Annotated in this window: 19 protein-coding genes and 2 pseudogenes; 8 read left to right on the plus strand and 13 right to left on the minus strand. The window is 57.5% G+C overall.

Annotated features, from left to right (window positions below; genetic code table 11):
- Positions 1-52 precede the first annotated feature (52 nt).
- The 4 genes from QRN33_RS03975 to QRN33_RS03990 all read right to left on the minus strand — a co-directional run bounded on the left by QRN33_RS03975 (position 53) and on the right by QRN33_RS03990 (position 6,297).
- On the minus strand, positions 53-1,081 hold the full coding sequence (locus QRN33_RS03975) for a LacI family DNA-binding transcriptional regulator (RefSeq protein WP_285407240.1): 1,029 nt from the start codon (positions 1,079-1,081) through the stop codon (positions 53-55).
- 140 nt (positions 1,082-1,221) lie between these two features.
- Positions 1,222-1,863: a DUF1345 domain-containing protein gene (locus QRN33_RS03980; protein ID WP_123419482.1), complete on the minus strand. Its 642-nt coding sequence runs from the start codon at positions 1,861-1,863 to the stop codon at positions 1,222-1,224.
- A gap of 162 nt (positions 1,864-2,025) precedes the next feature.
- Positions 2,026-5,124 (minus strand): multidrug efflux RND transporter permease subunit, encoded by a 3,099-nt coding sequence (locus QRN33_RS03985; RefSeq protein WP_285407241.1) that lies wholly within the window; start codon positions 5,122-5,124, stop codon positions 2,026-2,028.
- 15 nt (positions 5,125-5,139) lie between these two features.
- The gene (locus QRN33_RS03990; protein ID WP_042606875.1) at positions 5,140-6,297 is read right to left on the minus strand and encodes an efflux RND transporter periplasmic adaptor subunit; all 1,158 of its coding nucleotides are present in this window, start codon (positions 6,295-6,297) and stop codon (positions 5,140-5,142) included.
- Between the two features lie 267 nt (positions 6,298-6,564).
- Here QRN33_RS03990 and QRN33_RS03995 point away from each other — a divergent pair, with 267 nt between their 5' ends.
- From QRN33_RS03995 to QRN33_RS04005, 3 genes are all read left to right on the plus strand, one after another.
- Positions 6,565-7,266: a response regulator gene (locus tag QRN33_RS03995; protein ID WP_016774890.1), complete on the plus strand. Its 702-nt coding sequence runs from the start codon at positions 6,565-6,567 to the stop codon at positions 7,264-7,266.
- A 4-nt stretch (positions 7,267-7,270) separates the two neighbouring features.
- A complete protein-coding gene (locus tag QRN33_RS04000; protein ID WP_042606876.1) occupies positions 7,271-8,572 on the plus strand; it encodes an ATP-binding protein in 1,302 nt (433 codons plus the stop codon).
- A 277-nt stretch (positions 8,573-8,849) separates the two neighbouring features.
- Positions 8,850-11,117, plus strand: coding sequence for a hypothetical protein (locus tag QRN33_RS04005; protein WP_285407247.1), 2,268 nt, complete (start codon positions 8,850-8,852; stop codon positions 11,115-11,117).
- A gap of 5 nt (positions 11,118-11,122) precedes the next feature.
- On the opposite strand, the gene QRN33_RS04010 is transcribed toward QRN33_RS04005, so the two are convergent.
- Complete coding sequence (locus QRN33_RS04010) at positions 11,123-11,383, minus strand: hypothetical protein (protein WP_148050745.1); 261 nt, start codon at positions 11,381-11,383, stop codon at positions 11,123-11,125.
- A 160-nt stretch (positions 11,384-11,543) separates the two neighbouring features.
- Between QRN33_RS04010 and QRN33_RS04015 the strand changes: the two genes are divergently transcribed.
- Positions 11,544-12,338 carry a class I SAM-dependent methyltransferase gene (locus tag QRN33_RS04015; protein ID WP_285407250.1) on the plus strand — a complete coding sequence of 265 codons (795 nt, stop codon included), beginning with the start codon at positions 11,544-11,546 and terminating at the stop codon, positions 12,336-12,338.
- 98 nt (positions 12,339-12,436) lie between these two features.
- Here the strand turns inward: QRN33_RS04015 and QRN33_RS04020 are convergent, their stop codons facing one another.
- Positions 12,437-12,775 carry a DUF2834 domain-containing protein gene (locus tag QRN33_RS04020; RefSeq protein WP_042606879.1) on the minus strand — a complete coding sequence of 113 codons (339 nt, stop codon included), beginning with the start codon at positions 12,773-12,775 and terminating at the stop codon, positions 12,437-12,439.
- A 249-nt stretch (positions 12,776-13,024) separates the two neighbouring features.
- Between QRN33_RS04020 and ilvA the strand changes: the two are divergent.
- Positions 13,025-14,014: pseudogene (gene ilvA / locus QRN33_RS04025) on the plus strand (threonine ammonia-lyase, biosynthetic); the annotation flags it as partial.
- 37 nt (positions 14,015-14,051) lie between these two features.
- On the opposite strand, the gene eco reads toward ilvA, so the two are convergent.
- Entirely contained in the window at positions 14,052-14,537 is a 486-nt protein-coding gene (gene eco, locus QRN33_RS04030; protein WP_042606880.1) for a serine protease inhibitor ecotin, read from the minus strand.
- 27 nt (positions 14,538-14,564) lie between these two features.
- Here eco and QRN33_RS04035 point away from each other — a divergent pair, with 27 nt between their 5' ends.
- Together QRN33_RS04035 and QRN33_RS04040 are read left to right on the plus strand one after the other, a co-directional pair.
- Positions 14,565-14,693: a hypothetical protein gene (locus tag QRN33_RS04035; protein ID WP_268893401.1), complete on the plus strand. Its 129-nt coding sequence runs from the start codon at positions 14,565-14,567 to the stop codon at positions 14,691-14,693.
- A 212-nt stretch (positions 14,694-14,905) separates the two neighbouring features.
- Complete coding sequence (locus tag QRN33_RS04040) at positions 14,906-15,175, plus strand: DUF1652 domain-containing protein (RefSeq protein WP_042606881.1); 270 nt, start codon at positions 14,906-14,908, stop codon at positions 15,173-15,175.
- Here QRN33_RS04040 and QRN33_RS04045 read toward each other — a convergent pair.
- Positions 15,172-15,570, minus strand: coding sequence for a hypothetical protein (locus QRN33_RS04045; protein WP_123419490.1), 399 nt, complete (start codon positions 15,568-15,570; stop codon positions 15,172-15,174). The two genes, QRN33_RS04040 and QRN33_RS04045, sit on opposite strands and share 4 nt — an antisense overlap.
- A gap of 90 nt (positions 15,571-15,660) precedes the next feature.
- Complete coding sequence (locus QRN33_RS04050; RefSeq protein ID WP_285407255.1) at positions 15,661-15,888, minus strand: DUF2790 domain-containing protein; 228 nt, start codon at positions 15,886-15,888, stop codon at positions 15,661-15,663.
- Positions 15,889-16,375: 487 nt separating this feature from the next.
- Here QRN33_RS04050 and QRN33_RS04055 point away from each other — a divergent pair.
- Positions 16,376-16,670: pseudogene (locus QRN33_RS04055) on the plus strand (hypothetical protein).
- Between the two features lie 52 nt (positions 16,671-16,722).
- On the opposite strand, the gene QRN33_RS04060 reads toward QRN33_RS04055, so the two are convergent.
- The 4 genes from QRN33_RS04060 to QRN33_RS04075 all read right to left on the minus strand — a co-directional run bounded on the left by QRN33_RS04060 (position 16,723) and on the right by QRN33_RS04075 (position 20,039).
- Complete coding sequence (locus tag QRN33_RS04060) at positions 16,723-17,280, minus strand: DUF3304 domain-containing protein (protein ID WP_350310275.1); 558 nt, start codon at positions 17,278-17,280, stop codon at positions 16,723-16,725.
- Complete coding sequence (locus tag QRN33_RS04065; protein WP_285407259.1) at positions 17,168-17,665, minus strand: DUF3304 domain-containing protein; 498 nt, start codon at positions 17,663-17,665, stop codon at positions 17,168-17,170. The genes QRN33_RS04060 and QRN33_RS04065 overlap by 113 nt, the downstream gene beginning before the upstream one ends.
- 80 nt (positions 17,666-17,745) lie before the next feature.
- Entirely contained in the window at positions 17,746-19,551 is a 1,806-nt protein-coding gene (locus tag QRN33_RS04070; RefSeq protein ID WP_285407261.1) for a phospholipase effector Tle1 domain-containing protein, read from the minus strand.
- Positions 19,548-20,039: a DUF3304 domain-containing protein gene (locus QRN33_RS04075; protein ID WP_240999301.1), complete on the minus strand. Its 492-nt coding sequence runs from the start codon at positions 20,037-20,039 to the stop codon at positions 19,548-19,550. Before QRN33_RS04075 ends, QRN33_RS04070 begins: the two co-directional genes overlap by 4 nt.
- Between the last annotated feature and the right edge of the window lie 85 nt (positions 20,040-20,124).

Below are 20,124 nucleotides of genomic sequence, written 5' to 3' on the forward strand. Positions count from 1 at the left end.
AATTTGCAATGCATTCCCCTGTAGGAGTGAGCCTGCTCGCGATAGCGTCAGCTCAAACACCACAAATCCCAAGAGTAGACCCCCGCTCAATCAGCACCGGCGCAAAATCCATCACCCGCGCCACCTCGTTATCCCCGCGCAGGCGCCTGAGCAGACACTCAAACGCCCACGCACCAATCTCTTGCGTCGGCTGCGCCAGCGCAGTAATCCCGCTGCCCACCAACGGATACCAATCCAGATCATCCAGGGCGATAAGCCCCACATCCTCGAACAACCGACAACCGATTTGGCGCAACGCCGTCGTCGCGGCTAACGCTGCCACACCATTGGCGCAAAACAGTGCTTTCGGCCCTGCATTGGTCGTGTTCATGAACTGCTGAAGTTGGCTCGCCAGACCATCACCGGTTTCAACAACTGCCCCGGTTAACCCCGAGCGCTCCGCGATCTGCGCCTGGAAACTGCTGACCCGTTCGATCCGCGAACTGGTGCCATCAAACGGTTCGGTGATTAATAAAACATCGCGATACCCTCGCTGCCCGAGGTGCGCGAGCGCCATCTCCACCGCTTGCGGGTTATTCAGCCCGACCATGTCGCTGTCGAGGCCGTCCACCTTGCGATCCACCAGCACCAGCGGCATCTCGCGGCGCAGTTCGTGCAATTCGTCACGGTGGTGGCCAAGCGTGTTCACGATCAGCCCTTCTATGTTGTACGAGCGCAACAGCGCCAGATGCTGGCGTTCCTGCTCGTCATCGCGGTCGGTGTTGCACACCACCAGGCTGTAACCGTGCGCACGGCAGGCGGTTTCCACCCCGTGCATCACGGCAATTGAATAAGGGTTACGGATATCGGCGACGAGCATGCCGATCAGGCGAGTGCGCCCGCGTTTGAGCCCACGGGCCATCTGGTTCGGGCGGTAGCCAAGTTCGCTGATGGCCTGCTCGATGCGCAGGGCGATTGCTTCGGAGAGCAGGGCGCGGTCATCACCGATGAAGCGCGATACGCTGGCCTTGGACACGCCCGCGCGTTCGGCGACATCGAGCATGGTGACGCGGCTGCGCTGGGCGGCGGAAAAGTCGTGCACGGTCTTAAACCTTGTTATTGGATTTATAGGCCCAAGGCGGAAAGATGCCCTGAAACCGGTTTCAGGAAACACCAGAAACAAATAGGGCGTCAAGTGAATGATCGTGAGATTGCCCGCTGATACCGACGGGCGGGCGCTGCCTACCCGAATAATCCGGCGGCGATGTTGATCGAAAAACCCAGAATCGCAGTGTTGAACACAAAGCCGATCAGGGACTGCGCCAGTACGATTTTGCGGATGCCCCGCGTCGCTACGCCCACATCCGACGTTTGGACCGCGACGCCGACAGTGAACGAGAAGTACAGAAAATCCCAATAATTAGGGGTGGTCAGACCTTCGGCGAAACGCAGGGCCGGGTCCTTGCCGTCCCAGGTGTAAAACAGCCTGGCGTAGTGCACACAGAAAATCACCCCGATCAGCAGCCATGAACCAATTACCGTGAGTGCTGTGAACGCGTAATGGAGCAGTTTGTGGGTGCTATCCAGATCCTTGCTGCCGGCCAGTTCGAAGGTGATGGTGGCCAGACTCGCCAGCGCGGCAATGCACACCACGAACAACACCAGGCCGGCGTTTTCGTCTTCGACTTCAGCGATGCGTTTGACGTCCGGGGCCTTGGCGCGCACGGTCAGCCAGAACATCAGGATCAGGTAAGTCCAGACACCGGCGTTCCAGCCGATGAGGATTTTGCTGACGATCGAATCGGCGGGGAACAGCAGGCCGGTGGCGATTCCGAGCAGAGCGGCGGCGGAGAGGCGTGGGTGGGTGCGGGCGAGGAAGCGCATGGAGACTCACGTTGGAGAATGGTCTCTGCACCATAGCGTACGCAACACTGCTTTTGTAGGAGCTGCCGATGGCTCGGGCCGCGATCGGACGATCTTTTGGTTTTAGCTTTTCAAGATCAAAAGATCGCAGCCTCGTTGCACTCGACAGCTCCTACATTTGGATCAGTGGGGTTTGGTGAATCGTTGTACGAGTTTCATCACTACGACGAAGAATACGGGTACGAAGATCACCGCCAGCGTCGCAGTAATCATCCCGCCGATCACGCCGGTGCCGATCGCCTGCTGGCTGGCGGAACTGGCACCCGTGGCAATCGCCAACGGCACCACGCCAAGAATGAACGCCAGCGACGTCATCACGATCGGTCGCAGTCGCAGACGCGCTGCCTGCAATGTCGCGTCGATCAGGTCGTGGCCTTCGTCATAGAGGCTCTTGGCGAACTCGATGATCAGGATCGCGTTCTTCGCCGACAGACCGATGATGGTGATCAAACCAACTTTGAAGAACACATCATTAGGCATCCCACGCAACGTTACAGCCAACACCGCACCGAGAACACCCAGCGGCACGACCAGTAACACCGAGGTTGGAATCGACCAGCTCTCATACAGCGCCGCCAGACACAGGAACACCACCAGCAACGACAAACCGAGCAGGATCGGCGCCTGATTGCCGGACAGGCGTTCCTGCAACGACAGGCCGGTCCATTCCTGGCCCAGACCTTTCGGCCCTTGCGCCACCAGCCGTTCGATTTCCGCCATGGCCTCACCGGTACTGTGCCCCTCGGACGGTTCGCCGGAAATAGCGATCGCCGGGTAACCGTTGTAGCGGGTCAGCTGCGCCGGGCCTTGAATCCAGTTGGCCTGGACGAACGCCGACAGCGGCACCATGCTCCCGGCGTTGTTGCGCACGTGCATTTTCAGCAAATCATCCACCTGACTGCGCTGATCACCTTCAGCTTGCACCACCACCCGCTGCATGCGGCCCTGATTGGGGAAATCGTTGATGTAGCTGGACCCCACTGCGGTGGATAACGCGTTACCAATGTCGGCAAACGAAACGCCCAGGGCATTCGCCTGTTTACGGTCGACGATCAGTTGCACCTGCGGCGCTTCGGCCAGCGCACTTTCGCGCACGTTCATCAGTACCGGACTTTTCTCGGCCGCGGCGAGCAGTTCCGTACGCGCCTGCATCAACGTCGCATGCCCGAGCCCACCACGATCCTGCAAGCGGAACTCGAAACCGCTGGACGTGCCGAGCCCATCCACCGGCGGCGGCAGTACCGAGAACGCCATGGCGTCCTTGATCTGGCTGAGGGCAGCGTTCGCGCGGTCAGCGATCGAACTGGCGGCATCGTCACTGCCGCGTTCCGACCAATCCTTGAGGGTCGAAAACGCCAGCGCTGCGTTCTGTCCGCTACCGGAGAAGCTGAAACCGAGAATCACCACACTGTCACTGATCCCCGGCTCACCCGCGTTGTGCGCTTCGAGCTGTTCGGCCACTTGCACCGTGCGGTTCTTCGTCGCCCCCGGTGGCAGTTGGATATCGGTAATGGTGTAGCCCTGGTCCTCGGTCGGCAGAAAAGAGGAGGGCAGGCGCGCAAAACATATCCCGAGCCCGATCAGCAGGACGACGTAGATCAACAGGTAGCGACCGGTGCGCTGCAGCGCATAGCCGACCCAGCCCTGATAGCGATCGGTCAATTGCTCGAAACGACGATTGAACCAGCCAAAGAAGCCCGATTTCTCGTGATGTTCGCCCTTGGCAACAGGCTTGAGCAAGGTCGCGCACAAGGCCGGCGTCAGCGTCAGGGCGAGGAACGCCGAGAACAGAATCGAGGTGGCCATCGATAGCGAGAACTGCTGGTAGATGACCCCGACCGACCCCTGCATGAACGCCATCGGAATAAACACTGCGACCAACACCAGAGTAATGCCGATGATCGCGCCGGTGATCTGCGTCATGGCCTTGCGCGTGGCTTCCTTGGGTGACAAGCCCTCGGTGGCCATGATCCGTTCGACGTTTTCCACCACGACGATGGCATCGTCGACCAGAATGCCGATGGCCAGCACCATACCGAACATGGTCAGCACGTTGATCGAGAACCCCAGCGCCAGCATGGTCGCGAACGTGCCCATCAGCGCCACCGGCACCACCAGCGTCGGGATCAGCGTGTAGCGCACGTTCTGCAGGAACAGGAACATCACCGCAAACACCAGCAGCATCGCTTCGCCGAGGGTATAGATCACTTTGGTGATCGAGACCTTGACGAAGGGCGAAGTGTCGTAAGGAATCTTGTATTCCACGCCTACCGGGAAGTAGCGCGCCAGCTCGTCCATCTTCGCCCGCACCAGCGTCGCGGTGTTCAGCGCGTTGGCACCTGGTGACAGTTGCACGCCGACGGCGGTGGACGGTTTACCGTTCAGGCGTGTGCCGAACTGGTATTCCTGACTGCCGATCTCCACTCGCGCGACGTCACCAATGCGCACCGTGGAGCCATCGCGATTGGCCTTGAGCACGATGTCGGCGAATTCCTGGGGTGTCGACAATTGCCCTTTGACCAGAATCGTCGCGGTGATTTCCTGCGTTGAAGGTGACGGCAGATCACCGATGCTGCCGGCGGACACCTGGGCATTCTGCGCCACGATGGCTGCGTTGACGTCTGCCGGTGTCAGATTGAACGCGATCAGCTTCTGCGGATCGATCCAGATGCGCATGGCCCGTTCGGCGCCGTACAGCTGCGCCTTGCCGACACCGTCCAGACGCTTGATCTCATTCATCACGTTGCGCGCCAGGTAATCGCTGAGCGCGACGTCATCGAGCTTACCGTCGCTGGAGGTCAGGGTGATCAGCAACAGAAAACCGGAAGAAACCTTCTCCACCTGCAGACCTTGCTGGTTGACCGCTTGCGGTAGACGCGACTCGACAACCTTCAGACGGTTTTGCACGTCGACCTGCGCCAGCTCGGGGTTGGTGCCCGGCTGAAAGGTTGCCTTGATCGTCGCACTGCCAAGGCTGCTCTGCGATTCGAAATAGAGCAGGTGATCGGCACCGTTAAGCTCTTCCTCGATCAGGCTGACCACGCTTTCATCGACGGTTTGCGCCGAGGCGCCAGGGTAGACGGCGTAGATTTCGATCTGCGGCGGCGCGACGTCGGGGTATTGCGCCACCGGCAACTGTGGGATGGCCAGCGCACCGGCCAACAGGATGAACAACGCGACCACCCAGGCGAATACCGGGCGGTCGATAAAGAACTGCGGCATAGAAAAGCGTCCTGCTTACTGACCAGAGGTCTGGGCAAGTGGAAGAGGGGTTTCGTCGATCTGCACCTTTTCGCCGGGACGGGCGTGTTGCAGGCCTTCGATAACAATACGGTCGCCGGGCTTGAGGCCGCCGGTGACGATCCAGCGATTGTTCTGCACCGCACCCAGTTGCACCGGTTGCTCGGCAACGCGCATCTGTTCGTCGACGGTCAGCACTTGGGCAATGCCGGCGCTGTCACGCTGCACCGCGCGTTGCGGCACGGTGATGCCGTTCTGGATGGTCGCCTGTTCAAGGCGTACGCGGATGAAGCTGCCCGGCAGCAGGTCGAGATCGGGGTTGGGGAATTCGCTGCGCAGGATGATCTGACCAGTGCCCGGATCGACTGTGATGTCACTGAACAACAGCTTGCCGGGCAGCGGGTACAGGCTGCCGTCATCCTGAATCAGTGTGGCCTTGACCTGATCCTGACCGACTTCCTGCAACTGCCCGGAACGGAATGCGCGACGCAGTTCGTTGAGCTCGCGGGTCGACTGGGTCAGGTCGGCGTGGATCGGGTTGAGTTGCTGAATCAGCGCCAGCGGCGTGGTTTCGTTCTGCCCGACCAGCGCACCTTCGGTGACCAGCGCGCGGCCGATACGCCCGGAAATCGGCGCGGTGACAGTGGCGTAGCCGAGGTTCAGTTTCGCCCGTTCAAGCGCTGCCTTGCTGGCCGCGACATCAGCTGCTGTTTGCCGGGCAGCGGCGCGGGCGTTGTCGTAGTCCTGACCGCTGATGGCCTTGTCTTCGATCAATTGCGCGTAGCGTTGTTCTTGCAGTCTGGCCTGAAAGGCATTGGCCTCGGCTTTGCGCAGTGCGGCTTCGGCACTGTCGAGATCGGCCTTGAACGGCGCCGGGTCGATGCGGAACAGCACATCACCCTTTTTCACGTCGCTGCCTTCGCGATAAGTGCGCTGCAACACCACGCCGGCCACTCGCGCACGCACTTCGGCAATCCGTGGCGCGGCGATGCGCCCGCTCAATTCGCTGCTGATCGATAGTGGCTGGGTTTTGATGGTCTCGATGCGTACCGTGGCTGGTGGCGCTTGCTCTTCGGCATTCGAGGACGAATCACAAGCGCTCAGCGTCAGCGCCAATGCGATCAGGCCGAGCCCGGCCAGCAGTTTTCCAGACATGTACAACCCCCAATATTGAAGGCCGCATCCTACGGCCAGACGGGGAGGTTAGCGGTGAAGCTTTGTAGTTGCTGTGTGAAATTGTGTAAGGGTTTTGCTCAGTGGCGGGTGAGGGCGTATATCCTGCAGGCCTTGAAATTTATTGCGACAGTTCGATCGCTTTCGCGAGCAGGCTCGCTCCCACAGAGGATCGCATTCCAACTGTAGGAGTGAGCCTGCTCGCGATGAGGCCCGAACTGTCGCCCCAGCATTTTTCTGGAACACCCCATGCCCAACATCCTCCTGGTCGAAGACGACACCGCCCTCGCCGAACTGATTTCCAGCTACCTGGAACGTAACGGTTATTCCGTCAGCGTCATTGGCCGTGGCGACCATGTGCGCGAGCGGGCGCGGATCAGTCCGCCGGATCTGGTGATCCTCGACCTCATGCTGCCGGGCCTCGATGGCCTGCAAGTCTGCCGTTTGCTGCGCGCCGATTCGGCGACGCTGCCAATCCTCATGCTCACGGCCCGCGATGACAGTCATGATCAGGTGCTGGGCCTGGAGATGGGCGCTGATGACTACGTGACCAAACCCTGCGAGCCCCGGGTGCTGCTGGCGCGGGTGCGCACGTTGCTGCGACGCAGCAGCCTCGGCGAACCGCTGGCGGTCAATGACCGGATCGTCATGGGCAATCTGTGCATTGACCTCTCCGAACGCACCGTGACCTGGCGCGATCAAGCGGTCGAACTGTCCAGCGGCGAATACAATTTGCTGGTGGTGCTGGCGCGGCACGCCGGCGAAGTGCTGAGTCGCGATCAGATTCTGCAGCGACTGCGCGGTATCGAATTCAACGGCACCGACCGCTCGGTGGACGTGGCAATTTCCAAGCTGCGGCGCAAATTCGATGATCACGCCGGCGAGGCGCGCAAGATCAAGACAGTGTGGGGCAAGGGCTATCTGTTCAGCCGCTCGGAATGGGAATGCTGAACTGATGTTTCGCATCCTGTTTCGCCTGTATCTGGTGACGATCGTCTCCTATAGCGCGGCGATCTATCTGGTGCCGGATCTGGTGGTGATGGTCTTTCGGGATCGCTTCGTCACCTACAACCTGGAGTTCTCCCGAGGCCTGCAATCGCTGATCACCCGTCAGTTTCATGCCGCGCCGCAAGAACAGTGGCCGGCGATTGCTGCGTCGATGGACAAGGAATTCCAGCCTTTGCACATCGTCCTGACGCCAATCGACGACCCGGTATTTACGCCCATTGAGCAGGAACGATTACACCGTGGTGAAAACGTTGTGCGTATCGGCGACTGGGGCTGGCGGACGCTGGCGGTCACTCCGCTGAATGCGGACATGGCCGTGCGCATGGTCGTGCCGCCGGATCCGGTCGACGTTGACCTGTTGTACTGGAGCATCAATGTGCTGATCGGCGCCATGTTGCTCGGCTGCCTGCTGCTTTGGCTGCGCCCGCACTGGCGCGATCTGGAACGCTTGAAAGGCACCGCTGAGCGCTTCGGCAAAGGCCATTTGAGCGAACGGACCAAAATCGCGCCCAGTTCGAACATCGGCAGCCTCGCCAACGTGTTCGACACCATGGCCGGTGATATCGAAAACCTGCTCAACCAGCAACGCGACCTGCTCAACGCTGTTTCCCACGAACTGCGTACGCCGCTGACGCGTCTGGATTTCGGCCTGGCGCTGGCGCTCTCCGAAGACTTGCCGGCCGCCAGCCGCGAGCGCTTGCAGAGCCTGGTTGCGCATATTCGTGAGCTGGATGAACTGGTGCTGGAATTGCTTTCCTACAGCCGCTTGCAGAACCCCGCGCAATCGCCCGAGCGTATCGAGGTTTCGCTGGACGAGTTCATCGACAGCATTCTCGGCAGCGTCGACGAGGAGCTGGAATCACCTGAAATCGTTATCGATGTTCTGCTGCACGGTCAGCTCGAACGCTTCGCGCTGGACCCGCGCCTGACCGCGCGGGCGATCCAGAACCTGCTGCGCAACGCCATGCGCTATTGCGGGAAGCGCATCCAGATTGGCGTGCAGGTGAATGCCGAGGGCTGCGAGATCTGGGTCGATGACGACGGCATCGGGATTCCCGACGACGAGCGTGAGCGGATATTCGAGCCGTTCTATCGACTCGACCGCAGCCGTGATCGCGCCACCGGTGGGTTTGGTCTGGGCCTGGCGATCAGCCGCCGGGCACTGGAAGCGCAGGGGGGCGTGTTGACCGTGGAGCCCTCGCCGTTGGGCGGCGCACGGTTCCGGTTGTGGTTGCCCACTAACGCCTGAGATTCATGTCTCTGAGTAGTGACGTGGGGGAGCTGGCTTGCTCGCGAAGGCGTCGGGTCAGTCAGCGCATATTCAGCTGATATACCGTCATCGCGAGCAGGCTCGCTTCACAGTGGGATTGTGTTTTTCCGACCAATGGAAACTTTTTGCACCGGTTTCATAGGGGGTACCTGTCAGGTTTGACAGTAGGCAACCGCAGCCGATGGGTGTCTCATGCGCAGGACATGCCTCTTCGCCACCCATCGCATCGGATCCCGATTGGAAAAGGATGACCACCATGAACGTCAAAACCCTCGAAAAACCACGAATCCCTGGCATGAGTCAGCCAGTCCTCGGACCGGAAAATGCAGACGCCGGGCTGCCTCTGGCACTCACTTATCTGTACCCCGAGGGGGTGAAGGTGTTCATCGAACCCGCCTCTACCGCGCAGGACGATGACACCTATGTCGTGCGCTTGAACGGAGAGCGGGTTGCCGACAAAACCATCGCCATCGGCGAGACGACTCAACAGGTAATCGTTTATGTGGCTGCGGATAAATGGAAGAGTCCGCTGAACGTTCTCGAGTACGGGTTGGAGCGAGGAGGCATGGAGCTCGAAACTTCGGCGCCTTTGACGGTCATTTATCACGACAAGCGTCCGGGTAACGTGGACCGTTTTCCTGAGGAGGCAGGCCATTCCGAATTGGTGCTTGAAGTGGATCAGGATGCAGTGGATGAAGGTATCGACGCTGATCGCGCGCTTGCAGGTGTAAGCGCCAGGGTGGCGTACCCGCTGATGAGAGCGTTCGACACCATCGTGTTGTATTGCAATGGTAAAACCTTGCGCCACCCGGTCAGTGAGGAAGAGGCGAATCGACAGCAGCCCATCCAGATGATCATCGATGAGGCAACCTTCGACGAGGCGGGTGACAGTCCGCGCTTCGAAGTGCGTTTCACGGTACTTGATCGCGTGGGCAACAGTCCGGATGTCAACAGTCCTGCCTCGGCCAGCCAGTACCTCTATGTCAATCGGAAGGGCAATTGGTATGACCCGCCGATCCTCAGCGAGAAGCCCGATGATCCTGACGATGACGTCAGTATCATCGACCTGAACAAGCTGGCTGGTGGACCAGCGATTGCACAAATCTATGTATCGCGCAGTTGGCTCAGAGACGATGAAATCCGTTTTACGGGGCGCTTCTACGCTGAGGACGGAGTGTTACTGGACCATTTGACGCTGAGCGAAAAAGTGAAGAATGCGCCGTTTTCCTACTCGATCCCTGTGCCTTACGCAGCGTTTGCCGCCGCCGCGAAGGGCCATGCAGTGTTTACCTATAGGCGCGTCAGCCAAGGGGCCGAACTCGATCGGTCCTACGCCCTGAAAGCCAGCATCACTGGCGAACCCGCTGTGACACTTCCGCCACCTGCATTGGTGGGCTCCGGTTACCTGATCGACCCTCTGGATGTGCCCAACGGCGTGACAGCCCGAGTCGAGTATCTGGAGGATCAACCGGGTGACGAAGCGAGATTGTTGATCCAGGGCGCAGCCGGGCCCGTCTCGCCGGTCTTTGCTCCAACCGCATTCAACAAGAATCACCGGGCCAACTTTCTGATCGAGTCTCCAGTGCTGGCGGCCAGTCATGGCAAGACAATCCAGCTGTCATGGGAGCTGCTGCGTGGTGCGGCCCCTCAACCCTCCATGCACCGTGACGTGGTGCTCAAGCGGATCGAGGATCGGGATCGACGGCTGCCGACACCCGATATTCCTCAGGCCCGCAACGGGATACTTGATCTGGCTGATTTTAGCGGTGGTGCGCAGGCGCAATGTGCGGTGTGGCCATCGATGGCGGTGGGGCAGTTGCGTTGGTTCCGCTTGTACGGCACCGGTATCAACGGTGACGATTACCCGATTGTCATCGCCAAGGCTGCTCCAGTGACAGCGCCGGAGAAAGACAGTGGGCTGGATAATGCGCTGCCTCGCAGCGAACTTCTGAAGCTCAAGCCAGGTACGCCCCTGCGCATGGAATTGAAAGTTGCCTATGACGGGCTCGATGATGAAACCACGGCGGTGGTGTTCAATGCGCCGACATTTACCGTGCTGAATTCTCCAGCGACGCTAATGGAAGATTTCACCGGGGTACCGAATCAGACGGCACGGCAGGGCGCAATCATGGAAACGCCCACTATGCAGATCACGTTCAAATCCGGTGACGGCGAATGCGCGATCATGCCGCGTTCCGACATCGGCGAATCCTTTCCCGGCCAAATCGAAGGTCAGGTACTGAGCATCGGTCGCGACGCGTTTGGCCAGGCTGCGCAAGTCGTAGAAATAAAGCTGAAAAATACCTGCTCGCGAATCAGCTTCTTTCATTTAAGCGTGAACTATGAGGACAGCACCGTGGCTTACTTCGCCAGCAACGGGACGCTCCTGGGACGTCGGACGTTAGGCATGTCGTACGGCAAACCGGTCAATGTTGCCTTTGATGCACCGGGGATCGCACGCCTGGAGTTCCACATGCCGACGCCGGACTGGTTTTCCCTCGATACTTTCAAAGTGGATGCCTGATTCCCTCAGGGCACTAACCGATGAACCGCGATTTCAACAGCGTTGCCATCTGCTAGGCGATAGGCATAAATAGTACGGTCGGCGTCCGGCAGCAGGCTGCTGGTTTGCAGCACGCATTTCTGCGTTTTGCTGTCCCAGACCTGGCCTTTCGGGCATTCGGGTTTCTGGACGGGGTCTTTTTCGCCACCACTGGCCACGACCAATTGGCTGGACATCGCCGCGACCAGCAGCAACGGGGCGGCGAACATAACGGGACGGATAGTCATGGGCAAGGCTCCACAGAAGGTTGTGTTTCACTTTGAACACCCACAGGGTGAATTTTTATTCATTGCTTTATCAGTGACTGTTCAAGTTCAGCGTAAATTCAAGCGCTATGCTCGGAAGCGTCTGCCGTTGATCCGATGTTTTGCCTGAAGGAGCATTGTCATGAACGATCAGGTCCATCACTCAGCCGCTGCCGGCTACAAAAGCGCTGCCGACACCTACGTCAAAGGACGGCCGGACTATCCGCCGCAGGTCAGCGAGTGGTTGGTCGCGACGCTGGGTCTGGATAGGCACAAGACCGTGATCGATCTGGGTGCCGGCACCGGCAAGTTCACTGGCCGGCTGCTGGCGACCGGCGCGCAAGTCATCGCCGTCGAACCGGTGCCACAGATGCTGGAAAAACTCTCTGACGCATGGCCCCAGGTCTTGGCGGTGAGCGGCACCGCAACCGACCTGCCGTTGCCCGACGCTTCAGTGGATGTGGTGATCTGTGCGCAAGCGTTTCACTGGTTTGCCAGCGCCGAGGCGCTGAGCGAAATTGCCCGGGTGCTCAAGCCCGGTGGCAAGTTGGGGCTGATCTGGAACCTGCGTGACAGCCAAGTCAGTTGGGTGCCGAAACTGGATGCCATCGTCAATGCGCTGGAAGGTGACACACCGCGCTATTACACCGGCGCCTGGCGCGAAGCGTTTCCGCACCCTGCATTCGCGCCCTTGCAGGTTGAACGGTTTCACCATGGTCATACTGGATCGCCGGAAGACGTGATCTTCAACCGCGTGCGTTCCACCAGTTTCATCGCCGCGCTGCCGGAGGCGCAGCGGGCGCAGGTCGAAGAGCAGATTCGCGCGTTGATTGCCGCAGAGCCAGAATTGCGCGGCAGGGACACGGTGACAGTGCCTTATGAAACCGCCGCATTCGTCACCGTGAAAAAGGCTGAACCCCATGACATTCCAGTGTAGGAGTGAGCCTGTTCGCGATAACGGAGCGTCAGTCAACTCATCTTTGGCTGACACTCCGCTATCGCGAGCAGGCTCACTCCTACAGGGTTTTCAGGTGTTCATAGTATCTGGCTGCACTTTTCCACCGCCTTGCGCCGCTCGCGAACCCCACGCACCACCAGATACAACAACGGCCCGATCGACACGAAAACCGCGGTCAGCAACAAATACGGCAGTACCGACCAAACCGACTGCCCACGCGACCGCGCGTCCTTGACCATCCAGATGCCCGCCAGTGTCGCCAGCAGGTACAGATCAATCACCACCTGCGCGGTATCGGGCCGCGACATCAGGCTGATGCCGAAGTCGATCAACGACTGTTCGGCTTTAAGCATCACAGAAACGGTGTAACCGGTAAAAGCGAGCAAAGCCGTGAGGGGCAGGGCGATAGACATCATGCAATCCTTCCTTGGTGTGATGAGAGAGTCGCCAGACTAACGCCGCCGCCAGGAATTGGCCATTGACTTGCCAGCACCGCGCAGGCTAATTTCCAGCCCATGACTTTCACCGTATCGCGCTGCCAGCCAATGATTATTACCGCCATTCCTCATTTGGCGGGCTAGCTCACGACTGCAGCACCCAACCCGCCCTAGAGGCGGGTTTTTACTTTCTGTCTCCGGGGTTCTGAAAAATGTCAGGAGACGACCATGCCGCACAGCCCCGACCAGCAAGCCCTGCTTGAGCACTACGTGAAAAAGATCCTCGCCGCGCCGGTGTACGACATTGCGGTGCGCACGCCGTTGCAGCCAGCTCCGGCGTTGTCGGAAGCACTGGGCAATCGGGTCCTGCTCAAGCGCGAAGATCTGCAACCGACGTTTTCTTTCAAGATCCGTGGTGCTTACAACAAACTCGTGCAACTGAGCGATGAGCAGAGAGCGCGGGGAGTGATCACTGCATCGGCGGGTAATCATGCGCAAGGCGTAGCGCTGGCGGCGCGGGAGTTGGGCATCGCGGCGACGATCGTCATGCCGTCTACCACTCCTGAGCTCAAAGTACTCGGCGTGCGCAGTCGCGGTGCCGACGCGTTGCTGCACGGCGAGAGTTTCCCCTTTGCATTGGCTCATGCGCTGCAATTGGCCGAGCAGACCGGATGCACGTTCGTTTCACCCTTCGATGACCCAGATGTGATCGCCGGCCAAGGCACCGTGGCGATGGAAATCCTCCGTCAGCATCAAGGCGCGCTGGATGCGATTTTTGTCCCGGTCGGCGGCGGAGGCTTGGTCGCCGGCATCGCGGCGTACGTCAAATACCTGCGTCCGGAAGTACGGATCGTTGGCGTCGAGTCCGAACATTCGGCCTGCCTGCAAGCCGCTTTGCGCGCGGGGGAGCGTGTGGTTCTACCGAGCGTCGGAACCTTCGCCGATGGCGTGGCGGTGGCGCAGATCGGTGCATATGGCTTCGAGATCTGCCGTTTTTGTGTAGATGAGGTAATTAAGGTCAGCAATGACGAGCTCTGCGCGGCGATCAAGAACATTTACGACGACACTCGCTCGATCACCGAGCCATCCGGCGCCCTGGCTGTTGCGGGGATCAAGCAGTACGTGGCGCGCAATGGCGCCAGTGGCCAGACCTTCGTCGCCATCGATTCAGGGGCCAATATCAACTTTGACAGCCTGCGCCATGTCGCCGAGCGCGCCGCTGCTTGCAGCGTGCCGGCGTGATGGTGCCCAGCGGTTATTCCTGCAGAGCGGTGCCGACTTTGTCCGACGCGGACCAGATGCGATAGCGCACTTCTACGTCGGAGGGCGCGTACACCACAACCGGCAACTTGCTGTTGTAGCGCAACATGAAGCCGTCACCGACGACCGGAACGAAAGCGCGCTTTTTCTGGCTGCCGGGCGGGCAGGCCATCAGCGTGCTCATCGGGCCAATGACTTTTTCCAGACGGTAGAACGGATAGCCCCAGCCTTGCAGATTCTTTTCATCGAGCACACCGCCCAGACGCTGGCGGTTGCAGTCCACTTCGAGGGTTTTGCCGGCGAGAATTTCAACCTGAAAATTCTCTTCCTGCTCTTGCTTGGGCAGATGGATGACCTGTCGGGTGAACCCGGCTTCGGCTTTGGGATAAGGCGCGACGTCTTCGAGCTTGGCGGCATGGGCAAGCGTGGACAGGCTGGCGATACACAGGCCAGTGATCGCGCAAATGCGTAAGGAATTCATGGAAGCCTCCGTGCGGGTTGAATTGGAATGGAAGACATTCTTGCCGCCATGGTCTTCGAAAGCAAATTCACCCGGGATTGCATATTGCAGGGGATGGGTGGTCGATTCATGCATTTTGCAAATAGCAAAATGCTGGCGACGCTTCCAAGTGCTTGATTTAGCTAGAGGCGAAACAGGCCGACCAAAGGCACGTTTTATGCGTTATTCAAGTGCGGCGCACAGGATTTGGGCGCCTACACTCCAATAGGCATTTCGCAGTACCACCACTTGCCGCACCAGGGAAACAGCGGGGGCACACCCGTGAAGGCGCAGCAAAGGGTCAGCGTGAATACTTGATTGGCAATCGTACAGAAAGGAGAGGGTTCGCCATGTTTTTATCTGCCTTGGAATTACGCAATATCATTGAAAGCAGCTTCCTGCCGAAACGCTGCCAGTGCACGCTGTCACCCGATTTGTCGATGTCCGTCAAAGTGTTTGGCGATCATCGAACTGACCAAGCCGATCTTTACGTCAGCGGAATCGACGCCAGCCGCCTGAACAGCTGCCGTGAAATCAACAACCTGGTCGCTGGCCTGCGTTCCGATCTCGCACAGCAAACCGCGACACATCAAACCAGCGCTCGTTCTCGAGCCGTTTAACCCACCGTTTCACCCAGTTCGACCGTCACGCGCCGGGCCTGCACAAAACCAAGGCCCAGCGCGAACTCGACCAGCACCGCGAGCAAAATCCCGGGGCCGGCATGGCCGTTGAGCCACTCGCCAAAACCCAGCGCCGACAAACCGAAACAGCCGACGATAAAACCATTGCTCAGTGCACTGCGTGCCGCTGACGGCGGAGCATTACGCAGCAAATAAAACATCACCCCCAACGCCGCAAACAGCACCGCACTGCGCCGAGCGACTACGCCGGTGCCCTCCGAATACCCGATGCTCCAGATCGCCAGCAACACCTCCGGAAAAAACCCCCAGACCAGCGCCAGCAGAAAACACAGGATGGAAGTGAAGCTCGACAGCGTGCGAAACGACAACTGCATGGCCAGTCCTTGCGGCAGTAGGGAAGGCCCCGAGCATACCCGCCGAAACCACCGCACGCCTACCGCAAACCCGCAAATCAGACGTTTCTGTCAGTTCTGGAATTTGCACGCGTCAGACAATTTCCGGTAGCTGATTTCCTCGGGATTACCGGCTTTGTCGATGTACTTCATATCGGCCGTAACCACTTTGCACAATTGCGTTGGTGGCTCAGTCAACGACACCACCTTGGATGTAGCAGAGGTGTCATTGGCCTGTGCCAGCCCGGCAAATGCGATGCAGGCGAGGGCGACGCTGAGCGATAAAGCGCGAATGTTCATGAGAGGACTCCCGTGTGGCGGTTCTAGAATTCGGCGTGATTCACTCGAACCTGCCGCACTGGGGGCCAGCCAGAATGGCTGAGGGCGTGCGGTTCAGTAGAGTATTTTGAATACGGCGATAAGGATGGTTAACCGAGCTGAACGCCGGCTGTTAGGGATTGCGGTGGTTTTCTTTAGAAGGTTCGGCGAATTCCTACAAAAGCTAGTCTGCTTTCGGCAGGTGGAGGGGAGGGTTATTGTCCGGTGCCGCTGCAAAATCAGTGGTTCGGGTTGGGTCACCTGAGAAAAGTTCGTTGCATATGTGCCATCATTTGCCCTGCGCGAATTTCTGGTCCGCGAAGTGCACTGCTGTCGCGGCTGTGTGCAGGACGCCTTCGGGCGAGCTGAGTTTTGAACTGTTCTCGGTTGACCAAGCCTGTACACGGCCGCCTCCCAACGTTTGGTCACGGCTATGGCGGTTACCTTCTAATACAGTTGAGTAATCAAAATGCCAATAATTAAGCCGCTACAAAGCCGCTATCTCCCCCCAGCACCAACGTCACCGAAACCCCGACGCTGCTCTCGACACCCAAGCGAACCCGAAAGACATCCTCGAAGCTGCCGTTCAACGCATCCGCGCCTCTGCCGATCTGCTCGAAACCTTGCATTGCCTATGCTTCAAGCACGCCGAGGTGCAGGACATTCCACACCTCACCCATGCACTTTACCTGCTGACGCAGGATGGCAATGATTTGCTGCAGGTGGCGCAGCAGCAGATGTTGAGTTGGAAGGCGCCGGTTTGATGAGGAATTGAAAGGACGCAACCACGGGACGGAGTGAGAAACGACCCGTGTTTCAGCGTGGCAAGGATTCCGTTGAGTGATGACGCGGATCCAGCACCGTCGATGCCCACATCAACTCGATACGATTGTTCGGTAGAAAATAGACATGCAACGTGTCATCGCCACGGTTGCGTGAAGGCAAGTGCACTTGCACTTCGTGTCTTTCGATCTTCATCCCCTGATCCTCTTGAGCTTTAGACATGCTCAGAATCCACACAACTTTAGCGGTGTTGCCATCGATGCTCCAACAGCAGGTCACGCCTCCGTTACCGCCCCAGTGACCATTTACCCAATAGCTGCCGATGGGACGATCAGTGTAGTTGTGGGATGTAAGGGCAGCCCCGGGCGTACGAACACGGTCATGTATTAGAGATGTCACAAAAGCGGCCAGCAGCACTGTCGCGCAGATCAATATCTTCGAGCGACTGGACATGGGCGTCTGACTGAATCGCATATCCTTACTGCGCCTGACTGCTTTCCGAAACAGCTTTGGCTGGTCGGGATTCAAATGGGCTAAACAAATCAGGACTCCATCCGAGCCGTACTTTATTACCCGGATCAAAGCGCACATGCAGGTACTGATCGTGCGGGCCGCGCTGGGGAAGCGAAAGCTGAATTTCATGGCGCTCTTCTACCGAGCCCTGTATTTGCTGCTGTTGGGTCATGTCCAATATCCAGGTAACTTTAGCTGTGTCTCCCTCAAATTTGGAGCAGCACATTATTCCACCGCCGCCCATTGCGAACAGATTGCCGCCCCAAAAGTCATTTATCCAAAAGCTGAATATTGGCCGATCTGTGTAATTTTCTGATGTCAGCATGGCGCCGGGCGTACGAAATAGATCAATGATTTTTGGGGTGGCGTAGCTAAGCAGCAAAACCAGTACAGCCAGGGCTATTCGCCTTCTTCGCCATGTTCGTTTTCGACGTGCATCCGCAGCAATATCTATCAAGCGCATGAAATCCAAACTAGAAAAGCAATATTGAGTCTTTGAGACTGAAATGAATCTTCCTGAGTTTAGGTTGATGCACCGGGAGCCTATGCTGAAGGTTTCCGCATCATCTGTTCCAGATAGTCGGGGGCCATCCCTTTGGTTTTATTCAGGCTCGGCATGTCGAACTCTCGAACGCGAAAGTATTTAGGTATCGGAATACCTGTGCCCCGAGGTATCTGTTGGATCATGTATTGATCGTTTACGTAAAATTCGAGTAGATCTTCAACGTCGAAACTAAGGCCTTTGGGAACTGGAGCAAACCACTCGTCCAACAGCGCTTTTACGGGGGCAGAGGGAAAGCTGGTTTTCAACCTCCAGGCTTCGCGGTCTACGTCCTCAAGCCAACTTAGCTCGGCGCGGAGGGCAGCCTTGCCTTGCTGAGTTTGCTTGAGAGCCTGGTCGCGTTTTGCTGTTTGAGCGGCGCTTTCGCTGCTCATCCCTAGCGCTCGCGCGATTGAGCCTTGTTTGCTAAAAATAGGACGTTGCAGGCGCTCTTCTTGGTCGTCATATGCTTGATGCTGCCCACGATACAACTCCCATAAACCACGCAAACGTTGGATATACAATCGACGATGGGCTAGGAAGCTTTCAGCAGATACTTTTTTATTACCCGCTTTACTCATGTAATCTTTGCTCGCGCCGATCGCACTTGCCCCGTTGATATGATCGTTCAGTATGAAATACTCGGCGATATCTGGCTGGCTCTCATGCAATTCGTCAAGTGTAGGAAAGGGAACTCCTGCCTTTCGGGCAGCTTGATACATTTCATGCAAACTTGCTAGTTGAAGCTCAGTGCTATGAGCGACGTCGGTTTTTTTCAAACCGCCTCCCACGTCGTAGCTCGTCCCTGGTACTAATCGTTCCTCCCATTTAGGAGTGGACGGACCAGTGCCGATCAGCCTGGAGCGACGAGAATCCTGGCACTCATGGGCGGCAACGAGATGAAGCGCAGATTTAACGGGCCCAGCGAGGCACTCGCCGTCATCCACAATGTTCACAAACGGGATGAAATATTCCAGTAAAATAGAGCTGTCGCCGCTTCGATCCACCGCGTCAAACAATCCGGCGAAATTCACTTCGAGTTGGGCGCCTTTAAAAACATTTGTTGCGGGATCACACTCTTCGAACAGTTTATGGGTGAATGCTCGAGCAAGACTCGCCCCGAAGTCATATCCAAAAACAGAGATGGAAATACGCTTTACAGGCGCACCACTTTTTTCTTTTGCATCAGCGAGTGTCTTTTCTACGACTTTAAATGCTGCCTCAAGTCGCGTATCAACGCCTGTTTTGAAAAAAGTAGCGGTATATTCGTTGTCTCGAGTTATTCCGAAAAGATCTAGCCCCGCCGGCGCTGCGGCTTTAATAGCTCCGGAGATGACATTGCCAACCTTCAGGTTGTTTAACAAAGATTCCCACCATTTTTTACCCGTGAGAATATCTTTTGCTGCATCAAGTGGGCTCTTACTGAAAGTGTCTTCGGGGGATTTCAAAGCACTGTCTTTGGCTCGGCTCAACGCGCCATCAATGCCAGCCCCGCTGGTAGGAGCGCCGCCGCCGAGTGACGCATCGAAGTCAGACCCTAGACCGGATATGTAGAATCTGCGGCGATCCACATTTGTTTGAATTCTGTCTTGGCCAGTGTCATCCGGATGTGCGAAAAACAGGCGGGCCACATTGCTTAGGTTACCTTCCTGAATATCTTTGACCGAATTTCGACCGAACCCATCAAAAAAAAATGAGATGTGTAGCGTGGACTCGCAGGGCAAAACTGATTTTTTCTGCCCGTCAGTAACTGCGCAAGCTTTTGTACTGACCGTCTGAGCACGATCTAGATTAGAGTTTCCGCTCATTTCAGGCTTCCTTGCTGCGGACTGGTTGAAGATCTATGGAATTTTTCGAATGGGCTAACGAGGTCAGGACTCCATTTCAGTTCTACGATATTTCCAGGAAGGAATCGTACGTGAAGAAACTCATCTGTCCTCTGACGTTCAGGTAAGGGAAGAATTCTTTCATGAGTTTCTTTTTTTACCCCTTGACGGAGTTGCTCTCCAGTTCGGCTAAGAATCCAAGTTACTTTTACAGTAGGCCCTTGAATTTTTTTGCAGCACATAGTGCCGCCGCCTCCCATTGCGGCGAGATTTCCGCCCCAGAAATCGTTTATCCAAAAGCTTAGAATAGGCCGATCCATATAGTTCGCAGATGTCAACATCGCACCCGGCGTACGAAACTGGTTATAAAGATACGATCCAATGAAAGGCAGCAGTAAAACGAATACCCCAATGACAAGGTTGCGGCGACGCCATATTTTTTGCCGTTTAGTATTCATAGCCACGGTCATTTACGTAAATCCCTTATCCAGCAGTGCATCTTGAATATCCAGAAAAATGAGACAGAAAGTGCTGATCAACATGCTCATCTCGACA

The sequence above is a fragment of the Pseudomonas sp. FR229a genome, assembly GCF_030209115.1.
In the GTDB taxonomy this organism is placed as follows: Bacteria; Pseudomonadota; Gammaproteobacteria; order Pseudomonadales; family Pseudomonadaceae; genus Aquipseudomonas; species Aquipseudomonas moraviensis_A.